The following is a 20,896-nucleotide window of genomic DNA, read 5'->3' as shown; positions in this document are numbered from 1 at the left end:
ACAGCAATGAAGCCTGCAACGATCGAGTTGCAGGCTTCGTTAGTTCAGATGGGATGGCAGTTCTAGGTAGGATGCTTTGGTCAGTCAGGTGATTGGGCAGTGTATGTTGATACAGCTTATAGATGAACGAATATTCGCTGCATTAACATACACATACTACATCCTTTTCACAGCCCACTACCTTTTGCACGAGAATAGCTGTCACCTTCACACATCCATTACATTGAAGCTTCGTTCTCTGAACAATTTGCATGTGCGTGCATGGTCACATGCAAATATTGATGACATTAAAACCTCCCAGTCGTAGTACGATTTCGCCTATAGAAATATCACTCACATGAACATGATTCATCGTACAAAAATCATTGATTACAACCAATGATTACACCCAATATCAATTACACGAAAATGCCGAGCAATACCGCTCCGGCGATAGCGAGTAGCAACAGTTTCTTTTCACAGGCAGTGACCGAAGAAGGTTGCTGTACGTCCATTTTCCAAATCCACCAGATCGATAGCAGTACGATCATGCCGATCCCGACCGCAGCGATACAGCGTCCGCTGACTGCCAGCCAGATCGCGCACAGTGCGATCAGCAGCATATACGCTATCGCAGGCACACGGCTGAAGCCTTCGCCCCAGCGGTCAGCACACCAGACGACACTGGTACGTTTGATCGGGGAAGCCTGTCGGTCAGCGTCCAGATCGGGAATATGGTGCACCATCACCCAGGCGATGCAGTAGAGGGCATTAATGATAGCATTTTGCACCGACCAGAGCGGAAATGCGCCCGTTGCCAGCCATGCTCCGCCCAGACCAAGAAACAATGCAGACGGAAATGTACTGATCCATTCGCCGGCGAGCGGATAATAGCTGAGCCGCAGTGCAGGCAGTGAATACGACGCCGCACCCCAGATGCCAACCAGCAGCAAAATCGCCAAACGATACTGTCCGGTCAACAGCAGGATCATATCCAGCACCAGCAAAATGCCCATTAGCCACAGACCGAACCGATACAGCAGTCCTGGCGTAATGCGCTCTTCCTGAATGACGCGACTGCCGCCAGACAGCATTGCCGGGCTAAGCTGATCCGTACCTGACAGATGATCGGTATAGTCATTCAGCGCATGGGTGAGCATGCCGTGGATCAGAATACAGCCGACGAGCAATACTGCACTGATCAGCACGATGGTAGACACGGGAACGTCTCCGTATGTAAGCAGCGGAAAAACGCCGGAGAAAATAATCGCGACACTGGAGCAAAGTACTGCAATCGGACGTACCAGACGCATCAGATTACGCAGCGTCAATGCCTGTAAAATAGAATGGCTCATACCACACTCCCTTTCATCGCTCGTTTTTTGGTCGTTCTTTATTATCGTTCTTTCATGTATACCACCGCGCTTCGGTCCTTTAACAGATTAACGAGCATTTAAGGGAAAACTTGTTACTTTTCCGAAAATATTTGCAATTTGAATGGAAATATCCGACATTGCCAGATGGTGAAGGATGTGGGAAAATAGGCGCACCTAACTCATGAATGGAGAAGTGAACCATGAACGAATTGCCAAACTGCCCGGAATGCAACTCCGCGTACACCTACGAGGACGGTAGCGGACTGCTCGTCTGTCCAGAATGCGCATACGAATGGACGCCAGGTAGCGAAACAGGTGGAACGGAAGAGGCATTTGTTGTACGCGATGCCAACGGTAACGTCCTACAGGATGGCGACAGTGTGACGGTCATCAAAGATCTTAAAGTGAAAGGAAGCTCATCTGTCCTGAAAATCGGTACCCGTGTGAAAAGTATTCGCCTGATCGAAGAAGGCGACCACAATATCGATTGCAAAATCGATGGTTTTGGTGCAATGAAGCTGAAGTCCGAATTTGTTAAAAAAGCCTGACTGGAACGTGATTAGAACGCATATGTACGTGTGGATGAACAAATCGCTATAAACGCATGTATACATGCTGATGAACGAATAGTCATAAACGCATGTGTACGTGCTGATGAACGAATGGTCATAAACGTATGTATGCGTGCTGATGAACGAATCGCTATAAACGCATGTATACGTGCTGATGAACGAATCGCTATAAACGCATGTATACGTGCTGATGAACGAATAGTCATAAACGCATGTATACATGCTGATGAACGAATCGCCATAAACGTATGTATACATGCTGATGAACGAATCGCCATAAACGTATGTATACGTGCTAATGAACGAATCGTCATAAACATAGGTATACCTGTTGATGAATGATCGTCACATTACATGTGTACGTGGGATAAGTATATCGCTATCATCGTATGTTTAAGGATGATAGCGATATGACTATCACCATCATCTGATCTGGATAGCCTGCTGTATGCTCACCGAGCGCAGCGGGCTATTTGTCATGGCACACAGCCACGACCCTATGTTTTACAGACGGAATTAGCCGAAACACTTGCATTGCCTTTCAAAATAGTTTTAAATAAAGATATCTGATATTTTGAAATAAAGATATTTGGTGGATATGCACATATACATCGCAATTATGCGTATCGATAAACGTTTGGATGAATGTTATATACGAAGTGAAATAACAGGATACAGCTAATAGATACAACTAGCATACACAGCCAATAGATACAATCAATCGACAGAGCTAACAGATATAACTAGCATGCACAGCCAAAAGCTACCATAAACCGATACAACCACTACTAGGAGGTTAACGAACATGGAAATAGGAATTAGTACATTTGTAGAGACAACGCCGGATACGGAGACAGGGGTAACGATCAGTCACGCCGAGCGTATTCGTCAGGTTGTAGACGAGATCGTGCTGGCGGATGAGGTCGGATTGGACATTTTTGGTGTAGGTGAGCATCATCGTGCTGATTATGCAGCGTCTGCCCCAGCGGTAATTCTGGCAGCCGCAGCTGCACGAACTGAGCGTATTCGTTTAACGAGCGCGGTAACGGTGCTGTCATCGGCTGATCCGGTGCGTGTGTTTCAGGAATTTGCAACCGTAGATGCGATCTCGAACGGACGTGCCGAAATTATGGCAGGGCGTGGTTCTTTTATCGAGTCATTTCCACTGTTCGGCTATAATCTGGACGATTATGATGCATTATTCGATGAAAAGCTGGAGCTGCTACTGCAAATTCAGCAATCCGAAAAAGTAACGTGGCGCGGCGGTCACCGCCCGGCGATCGATAACCGCGGCATCTACCCACGTCCGGTGCAAGATCCGCTGCCGGTATGGATCGGCAGTGGCGGCAATACCGAATCAGTTGTACGCGCAGGCTTGCTCGGTTTGCCGCTCGTACTGGCGATTATCGGTGGTCGTCCAACTCAGTTTGCACCGCTGGTGGAGCTATACTACAAAGCCGCTGCCCATGCCGGACACGATGCTTCCAAGCTGTCGGTCGCTTCGCACTCACACGGCTTTATCGCAGATACAAGCGAGAGCGCCGCAGATAAATTTTTTCCATCTACGCAGGCTGTCATGAATGCGCTTGGACGTGAACGTGGCTGGGGACCGTATACACGCGCTAGCTTTGACGCTGCACGCAGCTTCGAGGGCGCGCTGTATGTAGGAGATGTGGAAACGGTAGCGAAGAAGATTATCCATCTGCGCAAAGAAGTCGGCATTACTCGCTTCATGCTGCACACACCGGTAGGCACAATGTCCAACCATGATGATGTGATGCGTGCGATTGAACTGCTCGGTAAAGAGGTCGCACCGATCGTGCGTGAGGAAGTGGCACGCTGGGAGCAGGAGAACGGGAAGTAAGCTGAATGAAATCTACACAAAAAGGCAGTCTCATTTCATAGAGACTGCCTTTTGCTATGAATCGTAATGGACGAGAAAGCTATAAAATGGATGTAATAAAAATGAACTTATGAGATAAGCCAATTGTTTTTTGCTTCACAGGAGCTTATAATATAGGTAAGAGATCTCACCCGCACGTTGCCTATGGCAAGTGGAACAGGGTGAGACATTTTTTTTATAAAGGTGGTTTTTTACGATGAATGAACGAATCTTAAAAAGACCCACTACTGTTCGTGAACAATTAGATATTTTAATCGATAAAAAACTTATTGTAGAAAACGAAATTGCAGCTCTGAACCTACTTCGTAAAGTGAATTATTATAGATTTACAGCCTATACATTACCATTTAAACAAAATAACATATTTTCCTCCGGAATTACTTTTAATAAAGTATATGAGTTATATCAGTTTGATGCTAAGTTTAGAAATGCCTTGATGGAGATTATCGAGTACATAGAGATTTCATTTCGAACTCAAATTTCAAACGACATTGCTTTGAAATATGGAAGTACAGGATATCGAAACAGCAATAACTTTTATAAGCAAGCTTGGCACTTGAAGTTTATACAAGAAATAGATCGTTGCATTGAACATTCCTATAGAGAGCCTGTCATTACTCATTATCGAGAAAACTATAACGCTCAGTATCCAATTTGGGTTGTAAGTGAAGTCATGACTTTCGGTATCGTATCTAAACTTTATAAAAATATGAAGCTGGAAGATCGTAAAAGGATCGCTCGTACATACTATGCGAATGTTGACTATAGAGACATTGAAAACTGGTTAGAAGTACTAACAATTATACGAAATAGATGTGCACATTATAGTAGACTATTTAATTATAAAATTCCTACATCTATCAAATATACTCGTAATGAAAAAGCTACCCTCGCCAAAAATCTAGTATATGGCATAATTTATAATTCTAAATATTTAATCACAGATCAAGATTTTTGGACTAATTGGGTTATTAGACTGGTAGATTTGATATCGAGATATAAAGAAATTGATCTTACATGGATGGGTTTTCCGCCAGATTGGAAACAACTATTGATCTCAAAATAAAAGCAAGCTATAAGAAAAGGCTACCGATGAGATTCGGTAGCCTTTTCTTATAGCTTTATCGATCATTATAGTTGTTCGCATACTGCCTTAGAACTTCGCCGGATACCGTTTCACAATCGCTTCAGACAGCGTATTGGCTGTTTTCCACATATGATTATAGCCAGTACGCAATGCTTCGTATGATTTGGCATAATCGCCTGCACGATAAGCATCGAGTGCGGTAATCACATGCGCACCATGCATTGCATTTGCCTGATAGGTTGCTGTTTTGTTCAGCGACGGTAGACGGCCTGTTTGGAATGCAGTCAGATCGGCAACGAATTTACCCAGATCGTCTTTCGCTGCCTGACGTTTAGCGTTATCGCCTGTCATTGTGCCTTCCAGATACATCTGGTAGTCCATAATGTGGCGGTTCCAGAGTGTGTTGAATGTCTGACCTGCGGCACTACCAAAAATCATTTTGTGCGTAGCTGTTAAGGCATCGGTATTGCGGTTCAGTGCTGATTTTGCCGCAGCCAGATCGGGTGCGTTATCAGTACCTTTTTGCATGACGAGAATGGACAGAATCGCATGCTCTCCGAGTGCTTCACCTGTTTTTTGACGGAAATACGCGGCATCGGTTTGTGTAGTCGAGCGTTTGAAACGAGTTGGATAGCGCTCAGCCGTTGCTGTTGCAATCACAGCGCCAACGGTGCCTGCACGTACATAAGCGGAATGCACTTCCGAGTAAGTAGTAGCATATTGTCCTTTCGCATAGGCATCAAAAGAACGAACGAGGCTATTGTTATGTGCGTTTAATTCGTTTCGCAGCTTCTGCTCGTTGATGTAGGGGTTTTGCTGTTTGAGGATCGTCACCATCATGTTACTGGTGGATTTGATGCCAGCAAGTGCGCCTTTCTGGTTATTCGTGTCTTTGTCACGAATCGCGACAGCATACTCGATAAAGCGCTGGTTATGTGTGTTCCACTGTGATTTAAATTGAGCCGCCGCTGCATCGGTATATGTACCTGTGAGCAGAGAAGCGATACTGTTCGTATTAGCATTCAGTGCAGTCATCGCTTGTTGTGTATCCGGTGCTTGCTTGAGCTGCTTTTGCATCGCCAGCATGATCAGGTAGCTATGTTCACCGAACACTTTCGCAGAAGTGGCACGCAGATCGGCAGCGAGCGTTTTGGTCGTTTTAGCTGTAGCTGCTGAAGCATTGGAAGCGATACCAAAGCTAAAGATGAGAGACAAACAGACAAGCAGGAGAGCAGGTGTACGGAATTTGTTTTTCATTCATGTCGCTCCTTATTGGGGGATAAGTTCATACAGGATTAATAACGAATAAATATACGTTTGAACCACAAATATTACCAGATTAATAATTATTTTGGAGCGTATGCGGATAAGCCGCATCAGGCGCGCGTGGAGGAAGCAGTTAGGATACGTGATACTCACAACAAGCGCGGTTTCGGGATTTTTGCATAGAGCAATCATTTGTAACTGCTTGCTTGAGCGTGATATGGTAAAGAGGAAACACACACAAGCTTACATTTACAACGGTGAATTGAACGATAAGCTTGGCAGCAAAGTTTGGATGAGATTATGTAGTTCATTTCATGGAGGTGCAACAATGAAAGCATTGTTTATCGGAGGCACAGGAACGATTAGTGAAGCCATCTCCAGGCAATTGCTGGAGCAAGGACATGAATTATATTTGCTCAATCGGGGTAACCGTAATGAAGGCTTACCGGAAGGAGCGCATGTATTACAAGCAGATATTGCAGATGAGCAAAAAGTCGCCAGCCTGATCGAAGAGCTGGAGTTTGATGTGGTAGCGGACTTTATTGCCTTCGTGCCGGAGCAACTGGAACGGGATTACCGACTATTTGCCGGACGGACGAAGCAGTTTATATTCATTAGCTCGGCATCCGCCTACCAGACACCGCTGTCTGATTACCGGATTACCGAAGGGACACCGCTTGCCAATCCGTACTGGGAATATTCACGTAACAAAATTGCCTGTGAGGACTATCTTATGAAGCAATATCGCGAACAAGGCTTCCCGATCACGATCGTGCGTCCAAGCCATACGTATAGCGATCGTTCGCTGCCGCTTGGTGTGCATGGCGCAAAAGGAAGCTGGCAGGTCGCACGCCGAATGCAGCAACATAAGCCGATCCTTATCCACGGAGATGGCACATCGCTCTGGACGCTGACGCATAGCGACGATTTTGCACGCGGATTCATCGGGCTGATGGGCAATGTGCATGCGATTGGCGAATCGGTACATATCACTTCCGATGAATCGGTCACGTGGAACCAGATTCATGAGGTGATTGCTGACGCACTAGGCGTGAAGCTGAATGCGGTGCATGTCGCGTCATCGTTTCTGGATGCTTGCAGCAGCGAGGATTATCGCGGTAGTCTGCTAGGTGACAAAGCGAATACGGTTGTGTTTGACAATAGCAAGCTAAAACGCCTTGTGCCGGGCTTTACGGCTAAGATTCGTGTCGATCAGGGGATCAAGCGAGTCGTGCAACATGTGCTGGCTCATCCAGAGCTACAGCAGGAGGATGCGGAGTTTGATGCGTGGTGTGACCGTGTGATTGCGGCGCTGGAGCAGGCGAAAGCATCGCTGCAAGCGGATATGGGAACGGTAGAGTGATAGGGTGGAAGTTGCTGTGTGATTGTTTTGTTTTAAAGGATATAGGGTAGATGGACAGATCAATAGATGTATAGAGTAAGATGGGTAGATAAATAGAGAAGCCGCATTCGTGTAGGAGGAATGCGGCTTTTGGTTATCCAAATTGTTGCTTCGATTCGAGCATCATTTGTATATTTTGAAGGAGAAAACTTTTTTATTCGATCCCCTCAAAAAAACACATGGTTCTGCAAAAGCTGTAGCGCCTGTCCAACCTGCTCCAATTCCTCACTCGATAGGTTTCGGGTACGTTCGCGGAAACGCACTTCGATCTGGCTGAATATATTTTCCATCAGCTGTTGACCTTCAGTCGTCAGATGGATTACCTGCTTTCTGCCGTCCGATGGATCGGACATTTTCTCGCATAGTCCTTTTTCGCTTAATTTACGCAGCTCGCGGCTCGTATTGGGCAGTGACATATGCATACAGACGCTAATGGAGCTAGGCGTTTGCGGTGGGCTAACTGCGAGATACTCCAAAATTTTATATTGAACAGGCGTAATCGCATCATGTTGAATATCGCCTGTCATATCGGCGGTTGCCTGATGGACAGATGTGACAAATTGAATCAATTGTTGAAACAGCGCAGAATCCTGCATATACTCACCTCTTTCTCTTAAAATAACAAACTAGTTATCGTAAAACAATTATCATTTGACAACTAAATAGTATTGGATTACTATTTTAGTTATCAAATGATAATTAAAGGTGGACGACAATGAACATATTAATCGTGTATACGCATCCGAATCATAACAGTCTATGTCATGCCATGCTGGAGCAAGTACAGCGCGGCATCGCAACGCATGGAGCCACTACACAAATGAAAACAATTGATCTATACAGGGATGAATTTGATCCGGCGCTTGTATTCAATGAGCAGAAGCGTAGGCGGGATATGCATCTGGACCCGGAGCTGGATCATTATCGGGAGCTGGTGCGCTGGGCAGATCAATTGGTATTCATTTATCCGATCTGGTGGGGCAGACCACCGGCTATGCTACTCGGCTTTTTCGATCGGATGATGGCATCTGGTTTTGCATACAAGCATCGGAAAGCCGAAGACCTGTTGCCCGAAGGACTGCTCAAAGGCAAATCGGTGGTGTGTATTTCGACAATGAAAGGGCCACCAGGTTATTTACAATACTGGCTCGGTAATGCGCATCGTATTCTAATGCGGCGCACATTGTTTAGCTATATTGGCATTCGAAAAGTGAAGTTCTGGGAATTTGGCAGTATGGAAAAGAAGAATGGCAAACAACAGCAGAAGCTGGAGCGGATCTATCGCTATTTTCGCGATATGAAGCCTGAGCATGGAAAGCGTGAACAGGTTCAAACGGCAAAAGGTTGGGAAAGTTAGCATTGGCGCGCCATATGAACAGGCGCATCGGCTAAACAAGGCGGTTGTACGTATAGTTGCTGTATTGAAAGTAGCTTTAGCGTAGCCCGGTAATAGGCAGTCCTATGAAAACCACACTATTTGTAAGCAAAACAAAGCGGCTACACCTTTGCATCCGCAAGGCATAGCCGCTTTATCATGAGCAGATCCGTAGCGGTTAAGCGAGAATCATACAAGAAGGAATAAAGGGGCGGATTCCAGTCTAGCACAGCAATCTACGGAGTAGGAGGTCATGGTAGATTCCTGTGCTAGGAGGAGATAACATAAATTAATTTCGCCCCAATAGCTCTCTATTGAATCCTGTGTTAGAAATTCACTCACACTAGAAACACACTAGAGATCGTCCTTTTCCCTTATTTCTTTCTGGAAGTGAAATAATGCTTACAGGTAAGTATACGAGTTTGCATACGCACTCTAATACATTGATCGCGCTACCTATTTATTTTTATGGTGTACTGATATCAATAACTTATAGAACAGGCATCCGTTGCAACTTCGCATTCATGACGTTCAAGCGATGGGTAGATACACTCTTCTGATTTAGCCTGTATTATCGTTTATGTCTTGTGTTCCCAGCCAATTGCTGGCTTACAGTTCATAACTCTCGCCATCTTCTGGCACAAGCACATGTCCATGCATTCCTTTTTCCTCAATATACGCACGTAGCTCGTCACGCGATAAGGTCCAATGATTGACCGCCTCCATATGCACCGATAGTATTGTCGCTTGCGGTGCGGCTTGAAACACTTCGTAAATGTCCTCTTTGCCCATCACCAGTGAACCGCCTTGTAGAAACTGATTATCTCCGCCATTTACCACAATAACCTGCGGCTTGTACGTATCCAGCGCTTTTTGCACACCATCGTACCATACGGTATCTCCAGCTACATAAAGTGTCGCTTCATCAGGATGTTGGAATACAACGCCACATACCTGCCCCAGTCTTTGCAAAATATCACCTCGGCCATGCTCACCGGCTGTTTTGCTGAGGGAGATGCCTTCAAAAGCGGTATTTTCCGTTAGTACAGTAACATTCTGGAAGCCATCCTGACGTACCTTTTCCGCATCGGTTTCATTTTGCACAAACATCGGGATATCGTGAGCTAACACTTCAGCAGCGCGCGCATCGTAATGATCCAGATGCAAATGAGTCACGATTACCGCATCCACCTGTGCCAATTGCTGCACATCAACAGGCAGGTCGACGAGTGGATTATTTTGATCCTGACGGAGGGAGCCTGCAAACGGGGGATAGGTGCCCTTTTCAGCCAGAAATGGATCTATTAAAAATCGTGTCCCAGCATAGTCTATAACCAGTGTTGCATTGCGAATCAATTGTATATTCAATATGAGCAGCTCCTTTACTATTCGTAACTTGTTTATGAATGTATTGTATCGAAGATGTCACGGTTAGGGGAATAGGATCGATCAAGTCTTTGGTAGGTTTGACTTGAACAATGAAAGAGTTGGAGGTTGTGCATCAACTCATATATGGTGGGGGCATATCGTGGCTGGCGGTATACATAGTGTGGGCTTGCTTGCGGCAATCACTCCAGACCGGGAACATGCCAGCGACCTCCGGTTAAGCCGGAATACCTGAAGTGGGGGAAAAGAGGGCGTATTCCGGCTTAAAGGTCGGTCTTTTGGCATTATTCCTGGTCTTGCGTTCCGTGCGCAGAGGGGCTGGGTGATGCTTGCAGGCGCAGGATATGCGGCGGTGTAGAGGAGTTGATGCATATGCTGGAGGGGGGAGGCAGTTTTGAAGTGTCTTGAGTGCCTTGAGTGCTCTGAGTGCTCTGAGTGCTCTAAGTGCTCTAAGTGCTCTAAGTGCTCTAAGTGCTCTAAGTGCTCTAAGTGCTCTAGCTACTTACTGACGACGATGGACAATTGGTAGTTTACGTACTGGTTGAGTTCCACCAGGAAACGATCCAGCTCGGTGTTAGAAGGGAAGCGGCATTCAAGCAGGTAGCAGCCTTTGCCGCTGATTTTGTAATTGGCGACGACGTATTGAGGCCTGCTGTCGATAAAAGACAGGTAGGGCTGGTGGTGCAGGCTCTGGGTGATGATCGTTAAAAAGACGTGTACAGGATAGCCGAGTCGGGCGGGATCGGTACGGATGGTGTAGCCTTCGATGATGCCCTGTTCTTCCAGACGAGCAACGCGTGTAGCGGTTGCCTGTCCGGTCAGATGTACTTTTTCGCCCAGTTCTTTCATGGTGATGCGGCCGTTATGTTGGAGATGCTCGATAATGTGCTGATCGATATGATCCATAGGTTGTATTGTCCTTTCGATAGGTGTAAATGCAATAATAGATAGAAATGAATCCATAAGGATAGAAAATATCTTAATTATTCGACAAAAATCGCTGTTCGTGCTCCTTACTTACTCCGATATAATATATAGAACCCATCATATGGTGAGTGCCACGCTAAACAATATACCGATCTACAATAGATGGAGCAGGTGAGGAATGGAGCAAGAGTTATTAAACTACGCCCTGATCATTATGCTGGGCGGTCTGCTGAGCTTGGGGATGTCGTTCTATGCATTATTTCGGCTACATGCTGCACCGGGTGGCGTGTATTATTGCGTGGCTACCTTTCTCGCATCCATGTTCGGCTTTTCGTATTTATTTGAACTGTTAAGCACAACGCTCAAATCAACCTGGTTCTGGTTGCGTGCTGAATATGTTTTTCTCCCTTTTATCCCTGCATGTACGTTACTCATGTGCTGTGCTTATATTGGATACAGACCAAAACGCTGGATGTATGTGGTGCTGTTTGCTATTCCGTTATCGACTGTCGTGATGCAGCATACGAATGAGCTGCATCATCTGTATTATACATCGCTCCACTTGAGCACGGATACGCCATTTCCAGTATCACGGATTGAGCATGGACCGTATTTTTATGTGCATTCATTCTATTTATATTTCTGTCTGGCGCTCGGTGTAGTGCTGTTGCTGAATCAGGCGCGTCAGGTGCAGCTTCGTTTTCGATTGCAAATTTTCACGATGGTCGCAGGGCTGCTTACGCCTGTAATTGCCAGTCTCTTTTATGTAAGCGGACAGAGTATGTATGGGATTGATCTAGGGCCGGTATTTATTAGTGTATCGTTCATCTTTCACAGCATCGCGCTATTTCGTTATCAGATGTTCGATGTGGCGCCGATCGCGCGGGACATCGTATTTGAGAGTATGGCGGATGGTGTCATGGTCATTAATGAAAATGACGTGGTCGTCGACTACAATCGCGCGATGAAGGAGCTTATGCTTGGTGTGACAATGAATCTGGTCGGTCGCGCGATGACGGATATTTTGCATAATCGACCAGAGCTATACGAACTGGTGGAAGTAGGGCAAGACTGCGAATATGTGGGCTGGTATGAAAATGTACGCTACTGCTACCGAATACGCTTTTCGCCGGTATTAAGTAAAAATAATGCACAGGTCGGGCGCATCATTCACGTATCGGACATGACCGAGCAAGCGAATTTGCAAGATCAGCTGCAATATCTGGCAGATACGGACGGTCTGACTCGTCTGTTTAACAAAACAGCGTTTATGCATCGGGCCAATCAAGAGCTAGAGCGGATTGCGCGTAGAGGTGGACATCTGTCCATGATCATGTTTGATATCGACGAATTCAAACAGGTGAACGATACGTTTGGGCATGAAGCTGGTGATATGGCGCTGCTGTATCTGGCGGATACGGTACACGAATATACAGATGACTACATGCTGGCAGGACGTTACGGCGGCGATGAGTTCATGCTCTGTATGCCAGGTAGTGATGTGGATGCAGCTTGTGAGCTGGCAGAGAAATTACGCGGGCATATTGCAGACGGCGAAATTTCAGTAGAGAGCGAGCGGTTATGTATTACGTCGAGCTTTGGCGTAACTTCTGTGTATGTAGCGCCAGATGAGCAAGAAATATCGATTCCATTGCTCATTCGGCAAGCAGATCAGGCGCTGTATGCGTCCAAGCGTTCCGGACGAAATCGTGTGCAGGTGTATGGGGAGCTGGACGGTATAGTGCGGGCTGTTGATGCGCAGTGAAGGATTGGGAATTACGAAGGCTCTGAGCAAGAAGCTAGCTGATCACCCGATATGCAGGAAGAATGATAATATATGGTAGTGGAATACAGGCGATCTCGCAATTTAATGTTGTTGTTATAGTAGAAGAGGATACCAAGCCTGCCATGTATTTTGAAAAAGAAATCATCCGATTTTTGTACGATATTGAGGGTGAGATTGATATTGATCTATACAACTACAGTTAATTTGAACGTGTTGGTAAGTAAAAAAGCAGCTGTTGCATAATAGCAACAGCTGCTTTTTTACTTTACCCCTTAAACAACATCCGTACCGCCACGGCAAACAAACACACCGCCAGCACGCGCACGACCGCCTTCGCCGGAATCTTCGACGCAATCCGAGCACCGATCTGTCCACCAACGAGCGCACCGATCGCGAGCCAGACGAACTTATCCCACATCACATGCCCCAGACTCACATGCGAAATCGTGCCGACTAATGACGACAGCAAAATTGAAAACATCGATGTCGCGGTCGCAATATGTGGTGGGAAGGCGAGAAACAGAATCATCGTCGGCACCATCACCGAGCCGCCGCCAATCCCGAACAGACTCGACAGGAAGCCGACGAACAATGCCACCACACAGCCAAACCACATATTAAACGAATATTCATGTACCTGTCCGCTCTGGTCAACCAGGCGATGACTCGTATTCGGACGCAGCCATCCGCCACGGCTGGAGGTCGGTTTGAAATTGATCAACACCGCCATCATCATTAGAAACACACCAAGCGCGATAAAAAAGGTGCGACTGCCGACGACCGTTGTCGTCAGCGCACCCAAAATCGAGCCAGGGATCATCGCAACTGAAAACGCCAGTCCACTCCGATAATCGATCCGGCGCTGACGTGCATAGGCAATCGTACTGGAAATGGCGCTCACAAACAGCACCGCCATCGACGTACCGGAGATGCTCGCTACCGGAATGGTATATAGAAAGGCGAGCACGGGCACAATAATAAAACCACCACCGAGTCCGGCTACCGCTCCGCAAATGGAGGCTAGCATACCGACAGCGAGCAGAAGTAAAGCTTCAAGCATACGATCAGAGTCCTTTCCTGCTAGATCAGATTGGATATTGTATCTAAGCAGTATAGCATGGAAAGCTGCTCTGTATGTGGAACGGACGATACCTAAGCATATGCTTAGGCACATCATCTATATCTACCTCATGTATATTTGTTCGTTAGCCCGATACCGCTTCGGCTGTCTGTTTTGTTACTGGTATGCGTTCCTGACGCGGAGCAGCTGCACGCGGATTCCCTCTGGCAATCCGCTGTTTGAAATAACTAATCATGCCGGATACGATCACGACAGACAATGCAGACAGCATCGCTTCATACCAGCCAACCGAGTAGAATCCAATACAGACAACCAGTGAATCAAATACAAAATTCACAATCCCCGGATTCCAGCCCAGTCGCTGTTGAAGGAAGAGCGCGACAATGTTCACACCGCCCAGCGAAGCCCGATTCATGAACAGCACCGAAAGCCCGAAGCCGCATAACACACTGCCCAACATCGTACCAATGATCGCTGGCATCTCGAACAGCGGTAGCCATACGCCAAGTGAACTGACCAGTGAAACGAGACAGACAGCTAGGATCGTAGACAGTGTAAAGCTCCACCCCATCCGCACAAACGAAAATACATAAAACGGAATATTAATCATGAAAAACAACAGTGCAAACGGCAGTTGTAGCAAATAACTCAAACTTAACGCCAACCCTGCTGTTCCATCAGTAACGACTTGCGCGTGACGCAATAATAGCAAGCCGAGGCTCACAAGCACACAGCCTGCCACAATCGCGAGCAAACGTTTTGGAGCGCATGTATTCATATGTAATAGTCCTTTCTTGTCACGGGATGAACAAAATGATCATGATACAGAAACAGCCCACCCATAATCGTACCGATCGTGACCGCGCTCGTTACGGCGCTAATCACGACAACACGAAATGAATGTTTATACATTTTGCTGTATCGATTTTGCTTATTAACATGATATAATGCCAAAAAACCAATTCATATGTAAAAAGAGAGCTTATCCGATCCCTTTATATGCAAAACGAATAATAATATTTTGGTATCTATGCAAAATAGAAATATACAATAATCGATGTGAACATACAGCGCGATTTCAGTACCCATAAAGCCCAAATACATAAAAGGAGGAATCGATATGGATCGGATCGATGTTAAAATGCTGGGCTTGCTCCAGCAGGATGCGCGAATGACGATTAGTGAACTGTCCAAACAGCTTACACTCAGTCGTCCAAGCGTGACGGAACGGCTGCATCGTTTGCAGGAAAAAGGCATTATTGAGGGGTTTACGGCTGTTGTATCACCAGCAGCAGTGGGGCGCAGTATTTTACTAATGATTCAGATTAGCGATTTAAAAGTATCGGCAGGCGAGTGGGAGAAGATGATTGCATTGGAGCAAGATGTGATCGAATGTCATCGGGTGACGGGAGAGATTGGCTACATCATAAAGGCGGCAGTGGATGGCATGGAGGGCTTACGTCAGCTGGTAGATCGGCTGATGGTATATAGCTATGTGAACACATCAGTTGTACTCACATCGCCGGTACAGCGCAGACATGTGTTGCCCGTAGATGTGGAGGACTAATTTGGCGATACAGGGAGTAACCGATGGATAAGCATGATAAAAAAACAGACCGTCTCTATATTAAGAGCGGTCTGTTCCATATGCAGCCATACTGGCATTATGCTGTTCAAGCGACAGGTCAAAGTTATCACGATTGCCAATCGTTGTACTTGAGCCGCCGCCATGACGTTTATACAGTACGAGCCAGTAAAAGATCGGATATTGCCGCAGCGGTTGACGTTGCGGGCCGACATACACATCGGCAAGCTGTTCATAGGGCGACCAGTAATCCGCAATATTAGGCGTAATGCGGCGATGGGCACGGCTACTTGGAATATGCTCACATACCCGTTCCGAACTGAATCGTTCGCGCCATGTGCCATAAAACGTATGCGAACTACCATGAGTACGGCAAATAAACGGGCGTACCGGATACACACGACAGATGCCTTTTTCCGGATCAAGCAGCGGACAGGCGAAGCTGTTACGTCCAGCATGACGCCGAATCGAATCCAGCTCTTGCTTACGGCTTGTCCGGTTCACCAGCGCTTCGTACATCGGCTCATTATCATGCTGGAATCGCTCCAAATTGCGCTCGGCTTGCTGGAAAGCAGCATCGATATCTGCCTTGCTCCAGCTGTGCTCCATATACGTGAGCAGCAGTTCAAACTCCACCTGTGAGACTGGAAAATAGTCCGAACAGCAGCTACTACAACCTGCTGCACATGGCGGATGCTTGCTGCTATGTGCGTGATATTCCTCGATGACCGCATCGACCTGCTCATACAGCGCCGTCATATGCATGGCGCGACTATCCGCTGCGGAGCGAGAATGACAATGTTTTAAAGGACGTCCGCTGCCGCAAAAGCAGGGGTAATCTGGCGACAGACGGAATGCCGATGGATGAGAAGGATCAGGATCAATAGACTTGGAATTGTGAAGTTGCACAGCCTCTTGTAGTTGCGTGCGATTTTGTAATTCACTGCGATCTCGTAATTCGCTGTGATCTCGTAATTCATCATAGTGCTGTAGTGAACGGTTATCTTGCCATGAACTATTATTTTGCAGTGAACCTTTGTCTTGCAGTGGACGTTGATCCTGCGCCTGCTGACCATCCTGTACATGATGACGATGCTGCGGCTGATCGATTCCTGTATCTCGATTGTGCCGATTATGTTTTTTCTGATTGCGATCTGGCATGGAAATCCTGTCCTTTCCGCTCCGTCGCTGCTGTATTTATACATATTTATACATGCAAAGGAAAGCATAACTTTCCCTGTCAGCAGCCGATTCGGACGCTCCACCGTTCAACATCATCTCAAACGAGGCAGAGCAAGAACGAAGCTTGTCCTTCCATTATACCGCAACCGATCGCTACACTTAACCTTCCAGCTCTTTATACATAAAATAATCAAAGTCCGCCGGACGGCGTCTGCCACCCATATCGATACAGTTCATGCCCACAAAGGCACCGGTGAAAAAGCCACCGCCCTGCACATAATCATCCGACAGCTTGTAACATTCAAATTCGACCGGAACGGTATGCCAGTGCTGTCCGTCAAACGAGTAGCTGTACTGATATTGCTGTACACGCACTTCCACTTTAATATGCACCAGCTCTGTTTCTTCTGGCATCGGAATCGGTTTACGTCCGAATGGCTGGCTGAACTGTCCGTTATCACAGATGAGCAGATCGAGCACGCGTCCGTATTTTTCATGCCAGGTGATTTGCAGTGTTGACCAGTTCTCGGTGTTGTAATAACAGGTCAGTCCGGCGCCCTGCTGGAACGTCTCCGGCCGGAAGTCGATCGCTGTGGCGGCATCAAATGAAAATGCCTGCCAGCGACGTGCCACATATGCCTGCGTGAACAGCGAACTGAGCGATTCGCGTCCATACAATCGCAGATAGCCCGGACGACTTTCCAGACAGGCGATATCTGTAGTGAGTGGAATACGCAGCGTTTGAAAATGCTTATTCAATTCGGTGCTGTCAAAGTCATCATGTTCTGGATAGTCTTGCTCCCACACGACCGGTTCCATTTGTGGTGCAGGCACTTCGACCTGGCCTTGCTTACCACCAACGACCATCGGCCAGCCATCGACCCATTCAATCTGTTGCAGAGCTGTTTCACGTCCGAGCGGGCAATAGCCGCGATTGTCCAAAATCGGTAATGTATCGTTAGGCAATGGGCGTCCGGTCAGATGCGCCAGATACCATTCGCCTGTATGGGTATGCAGCAGGGACGCATGACCGCATTTTTGCAATGGATGACGTGGGTCCTGCCATGCGCTTAGCATTGGATAATCCGGCTGTGTCTCATACAGCCCGAACAGCTCACGCGAGCGTGCCACCGTCTCGGCATGCTGGTAAGTTGTGCCGCCTTCTGCCACGAACAGATAATAGTAGTCGTTTACACGATACAGATGTGGGCCTTCGGTATAACGCAGATCGGTGCCTTTATAAATGATCTGTGGCTCGCCGATCAATTGCTGCTGCTCATGATCATACTCCTGTAGCGAAATGCCGTAAAATGGATGATGATACATCCGATGATCCCAGTACATATTAAGCAAATATTTACGTCCATCTTCATCATGGAACAGCGATGCATCAAAACCTACACCGTTCAGCAAAATCGGCTCAGACCATTCCCCATCGATCGTATCGCACGTCACCAGATAGTTGAGACAGTCTTTCCAGATGCCATTAACGACTTTCACATCGGTGTACACAAGCCAGAATTTGCCGTCATGGTAGCTCAAGTCCGGTGCCCAGATCCCGCCGGAGTTCGGATTGCCTTTCATATCAAGCTGGGACAGACGATTCAGTGGACGATGCACCAGATGCCAGTTGACCAGATCACGGGAATGATGCAGCTGCACACCAGGGAACCATTCAAATGTAGATGTAGCAATATAATAGTCTTCCCCAGCGCGACAGATGCTCGGGTCAGGGTTAAAGCCGCGTAATACAGGATTTTGGATTGCCATCATGTTTACCTCCATTGGGGTTAAATTGAAATACGATAGCCAGAACAGAGTAATAGCGTGCGAAACGATATCATCTTTGGTGTGTAATTTTTTTGTAAAGCGCTTACAAATTCATTGTGTGCACTACTGTCAGTGTCAACCGTTCTGTTGTAGAGCTGTCTGTCAGAGAGCGATAGCTGTTTGTCCAGAGAGCGATAGCTGTTTGTCCAGAGAGTGATAGCTGTTTGTCCAGAGAGTGATAGCTGTTTGTCCAGAGAGTGATAGCTGTTTGTCCAGAGAGCGATAACTGTTTGTCCAGAGAGTGATAACTGTTTGTCCAGAGAGCGATAGCTGTTTGTCCAGAGAGCGATAGCTGTTTGTCCAGAGAGCGATAGCTGTTTGTCCAGAGAGCGATAGCTGTTTGTCCAGAGAGCGATAGCTGTTTGTCCAGAGAGCGATAGCTGTTTGTCCAGAGAGCGATAGCTGTTTGTCCAGAAAGCGATAGCTGTTTGTCCAGAGAGTGATAACTGTTTGTCCAGAGAGCCATAGCTGCTCGTTCCATGGAATAATGAACGCCTGATATGTAAAGTATCCGCTATTGTTGTACAACAACGATGATCAAGTAAAGAACAGGACGCTCATACAAAATAGTACGCTCAAACAAAACAGTACGCTCCTGTACAACAAGATGCTCGTGTGAAAATGGACTAACCAGCACACGTGAGTGCGAATACACGTGACCGCAATCCGATCCGTTCAGCACACCAACTCCAAACAAAAAGCCCAGCAGAAAACTTTGTATAATGGTTAAACTAACTTTTCTTGAAGGTAACACAATTTATGGAAGAGCGCAATGTGCAAACCGGATTATGGTACAATGAATGGACGAAACTTTGGCATCATAGGAGCGAAATCATAATCAATCTATTATGAATCCAGTGAGAATCTATTACAAATTCAGTACGAATCCTGTATGAATGGATTAACGGATTACAAACCAATTCATCGTATGAAATTGTAGAAGCACACCTAGCCACATATACTCAATTCAACCTACCCAACCGTCTGATTTTAAAAGCACAATGGAGGCTCATTCAATATGCAATCATCTGATCAAAATAAATCTGCCTGGAATGGCAGCACCTATCAATCCTGGCTTAATCGATTCGGTACGCCGCAGGAAGCAGCTGCCAAAATTACAGCCGATCCGCGCAAACGTGTCAGCGGCGCTCTGCATCATATGGGCGACGATATAAAAGGAAAACGTATCATTAATCTGATGGGTTCGAACGGCAACAAAGCCGTTGCACTTGCCCTGCTCGGTGCCGAGCTAACCGTAGCTGATTTCTCGCCGGAAAATGAGCAATACGCACTGGAGCTGGCGGCTGCGGCGGATGTGCCTTTGCAGTACATCGTTTCGGATGTGCTGGAGCTACCACAGACGCTGAATGGGCACTACGATATCGCCTTTATGGAGTTCGGTATTTTGCATTATTTTACCGATCTGCATCCGCTATGGGCAGTTGTAGCCAGACTATTACAGCCCGGCGGTAGACTGGTGCTACAGGACTTTCACCCGATCTCAACCAAGCTGATCTCCTCACGCGGTACGACAGCGAAAATCCGTAAGCATAAAGTGGACGGCGATTACTTCGATACATCACTGGTAGAGAAGGAAGTATCGTATTCCAAATATGCAGAATCCGGCCAGGTACAGGAAGAAAAGCAAAAGGTCTACCTGCGCAATTGGACGCTCGGTGAAATTGTAACGTCCATCGCGAATACGGGCTTGATCATCAAAACGCTGGAAGAGCTGCCTAACCAGTCATCCGAAGTGTTTGATAAAGGCATTCCGAAAACGTTCACGATCGTAGCGGAGAAGGCACGTTAATCGAACTGTCCGTCTGTTCTAAAATGTGGCGGTAGTAGACGCTGGATCAATGAGCAAAAGCGCGCATCCATAAGCTAATGAACGAACGAATGCACGAATAAACGAATGAACGAACGAATAGGAGTAAAGGGGAGCAGCACATACTATATCTATACTCATCCGTTACATCGATTCCCAGTCAGCGGATCGACCAGCCGCTTTCCTATACGAATTTTGTATGTGTATCCATGATTGATCAAACATAATGAATGAGCAGTTCAAGGGGAGTTAAACGTGGATTGTCTTAGGGCTGTGTTGAGATCAGCTTTAAAAGAAAAAAATAAAACTCAACCTTAAGCTTCATTCCAAA

19 protein-coding genes are annotated in these 20,896 nt (G+C 46.6%); 8 read left to right on the top strand and 11 right to left on the bottom strand.

Annotation, left to right across the window (positions count from 1 at the left end; all coding sequences use genetic code 11):
• Positions 1-398 precede the first annotated feature (398 nt).
• Positions 399-1,334, bottom strand: coding sequence for a prenyltransferase (locus AAHF22_RS08100; RefSeq protein WP_347324489.1), 936 nt, complete (start codon positions 1,332-1,334; stop codon positions 399-401).
• Positions 1,335-1,555: 221 nt separating this feature from the next.
• On the opposite strand from AAHF22_RS08100, the gene AAHF22_RS08095 reads away from it, so the two are divergent.
• Positions 1,556-1,903 carry a zinc ribbon domain-containing protein YjdM gene (locus AAHF22_RS08095; RefSeq protein WP_347324488.1) on the top strand — a complete coding sequence of 116 codons (348 nt, stop codon included), beginning with the start codon at positions 1,556-1,558 and terminating at the stop codon, positions 1,901-1,903.
• Positions 1,904-1,914: 11 nt separating this feature from the next.
• Here AAHF22_RS08095 and AAHF22_RS08090 read toward each other — a convergent pair whose 3' ends face one another.
• Positions 1,915-2,247 (bottom strand): hypothetical protein, encoded by a 333-nt coding sequence (locus tag AAHF22_RS08090; RefSeq protein ID WP_347324487.1) that lies wholly within the window; start codon positions 2,245-2,247, stop codon positions 1,915-1,917.
• A gap of 485 nt (positions 2,248-2,732) precedes the next feature.
• On the opposite strand from AAHF22_RS08090, the gene AAHF22_RS08085 reads away from it, so the two are divergent.
• The gene (locus tag AAHF22_RS08085) at positions 2,733-3,791 is read left to right on the top strand and encodes an LLM class flavin-dependent oxidoreductase (protein ID WP_347324486.1); all 1,059 of its coding nucleotides are present in this window, start codon (positions 2,733-2,735) and stop codon (positions 3,789-3,791) included.
• Positions 3,792-4,026: 235 nt separating this feature from the next.
• Positions 4,027-4,896, top strand: coding sequence for an Abi family protein (locus AAHF22_RS08080; RefSeq protein ID WP_347324485.1), 870 nt, complete (start codon positions 4,027-4,029; stop codon positions 4,894-4,896).
• Between the two features lie 87 nt (positions 4,897-4,983).
• On the opposite strand, the gene AAHF22_RS08075 is transcribed toward AAHF22_RS08080, so the two are convergent.
• Positions 4,984-6,174, bottom strand: a complete 1,191-nt coding sequence (locus tag AAHF22_RS08075; RefSeq protein WP_347324484.1) for a hypothetical protein — start codon at positions 6,172-6,174, stop codon at positions 4,984-4,986.
• Positions 6,175-6,511: 337 nt separating this feature from the next.
• Here AAHF22_RS08075 and AAHF22_RS08070 point away from each other — a divergent pair, with 337 nt between their 5' ends.
• Entirely contained in the window at positions 6,512-7,546 is a 1,035-nt protein-coding gene (locus AAHF22_RS08070) for an SDR family oxidoreductase (RefSeq protein WP_347324483.1), read from the top strand.
• Between the two features lie 206 nt (positions 7,547-7,752).
• On the opposite strand, the gene AAHF22_RS08065 is transcribed toward AAHF22_RS08070, so the two are convergent.
• Positions 7,753-8,181: a MarR family winged helix-turn-helix transcriptional regulator gene (locus AAHF22_RS08065; RefSeq protein ID WP_347324482.1), complete on the bottom strand. Its 429-nt coding sequence runs from the start codon at positions 8,179-8,181 to the stop codon at positions 7,753-7,755.
• Positions 8,182-8,300: 119 nt separating this feature from the next.
• Here AAHF22_RS08065 and AAHF22_RS08060 point away from each other — a divergent pair, with 119 nt between their 5' ends.
• Positions 8,301-8,942: an NAD(P)H-dependent oxidoreductase gene (locus tag AAHF22_RS08060; protein ID WP_347324481.1), complete on the top strand. Its 642-nt coding sequence runs from the start codon at positions 8,301-8,303 to the stop codon at positions 8,940-8,942.
• Positions 8,943-9,569: 627 nt separating this feature from the next.
• On the opposite strand, the gene AAHF22_RS08055 is transcribed toward AAHF22_RS08060, so the two are convergent.
• Together AAHF22_RS08055 and AAHF22_RS08050 are read right to left on the bottom strand one after the other, a co-directional pair.
• The gene (locus AAHF22_RS08055) at positions 9,570-10,328 is read right to left on the bottom strand and encodes an MBL fold metallo-hydrolase (protein WP_347324480.1); all 759 of its coding nucleotides are present in this window, start codon (positions 10,326-10,328) and stop codon (positions 9,570-9,572) included.
• Between the two features lie 516 nt (positions 10,329-10,844).
• Positions 10,845-11,252: an Lrp/AsnC family transcriptional regulator gene (locus AAHF22_RS08050; protein WP_347324479.1), complete on the bottom strand. Its 408-nt coding sequence runs from the start codon at positions 11,250-11,252 to the stop codon at positions 10,845-10,847.
• 199 nt (positions 11,253-11,451) lie between these two features.
• Between AAHF22_RS08050 and AAHF22_RS08045 the strand changes: the two genes are divergently transcribed.
• Positions 11,452-13,038, top strand: coding sequence for a histidine kinase N-terminal 7TM domain-containing diguanylate cyclase (locus tag AAHF22_RS08045; protein ID WP_347324478.1), 1,587 nt, complete (start codon positions 11,452-11,454; stop codon positions 13,036-13,038).
• Positions 13,039-13,324: 286 nt separating this feature from the next.
• Here the strand turns inward: AAHF22_RS08045 and AAHF22_RS08040 are convergent, their stop codons facing one another.
• Together AAHF22_RS08040 and AAHF22_RS08035 are read right to left on the bottom strand one after the other, a co-directional pair.
• Complete coding sequence (locus AAHF22_RS08040; protein WP_347324477.1) at positions 13,325-14,119, bottom strand: sulfite exporter TauE/SafE family protein; 795 nt, start codon at positions 14,117-14,119, stop codon at positions 13,325-13,327.
• 145 nt (positions 14,120-14,264) lie between these two features.
• Positions 14,265-14,918 (bottom strand): YitT family protein, encoded by a 654-nt coding sequence (locus AAHF22_RS08035; protein ID WP_347324476.1) that lies wholly within the window; start codon positions 14,916-14,918, stop codon positions 14,265-14,267.
• Between the two features lie 342 nt (positions 14,919-15,260).
• Between AAHF22_RS08035 and AAHF22_RS08030 the strand changes: the two genes are divergently transcribed.
• Positions 15,261-15,707 carry an Lrp/AsnC family transcriptional regulator gene (locus tag AAHF22_RS08030; protein ID WP_347324475.1) on the top strand — a complete coding sequence of 149 codons (447 nt, stop codon included), beginning with the start codon at positions 15,261-15,263 and terminating at the stop codon, positions 15,705-15,707.
• 60 nt (positions 15,708-15,767) lie between these two features.
• Here AAHF22_RS08030 and AAHF22_RS08025 read toward each other — a convergent pair whose 3' ends face one another.
• From AAHF22_RS08025 to AAHF22_RS08015, 3 genes are all read right to left on the bottom strand, one after another.
• Positions 15,768-16,886, bottom strand: a complete 1,119-nt coding sequence (locus AAHF22_RS08025) for a YkgJ family cysteine cluster protein (RefSeq protein WP_347324474.1) — start codon at positions 16,884-16,886, stop codon at positions 15,768-15,770.
• Between the two features lie 180 nt (positions 16,887-17,066).
• The gene (locus AAHF22_RS08020; protein ID WP_347324473.1) at positions 17,067-18,680 is read right to left on the bottom strand and encodes a glycoside hydrolase family 43 protein; all 1,614 of its coding nucleotides are present in this window, start codon (positions 18,678-18,680) and stop codon (positions 17,067-17,069) included.
• 100 nt (positions 18,681-18,780) lie between these two features.
• Complete coding sequence (locus AAHF22_RS08015) at positions 18,781-19,218, bottom strand: hypothetical protein (RefSeq protein WP_347324472.1); 438 nt, start codon at positions 19,216-19,218, stop codon at positions 18,781-18,783.
• A 537-nt stretch (positions 19,219-19,755) separates the two neighbouring features.
• On the opposite strand from AAHF22_RS08015, the gene AAHF22_RS08010 reads away from it, so the two are divergent.
• Positions 19,756-20,547 carry a class I SAM-dependent methyltransferase gene (locus AAHF22_RS08010; RefSeq protein ID WP_347324471.1) on the top strand — a complete coding sequence of 264 codons (792 nt, stop codon included), beginning with the start codon at positions 19,756-19,758 and terminating at the stop codon, positions 20,545-20,547.
• Positions 20,548-20,896: the final 349 nt, after the last annotated feature.

The sequence above is a fragment of the Paenibacillus wenxiniae genome (assembly GCF_039822605.1).
In the GTDB taxonomy this organism is placed as follows: Bacteria; Bacillota; Bacilli; order Paenibacillales; family Paenibacillaceae; genus Saccharibacillus; species Saccharibacillus wenxiniae.
Note: the sequence above shows the minus strand (reverse complement) of the source record. Positions and strands in the feature narration are given on the sequence as shown.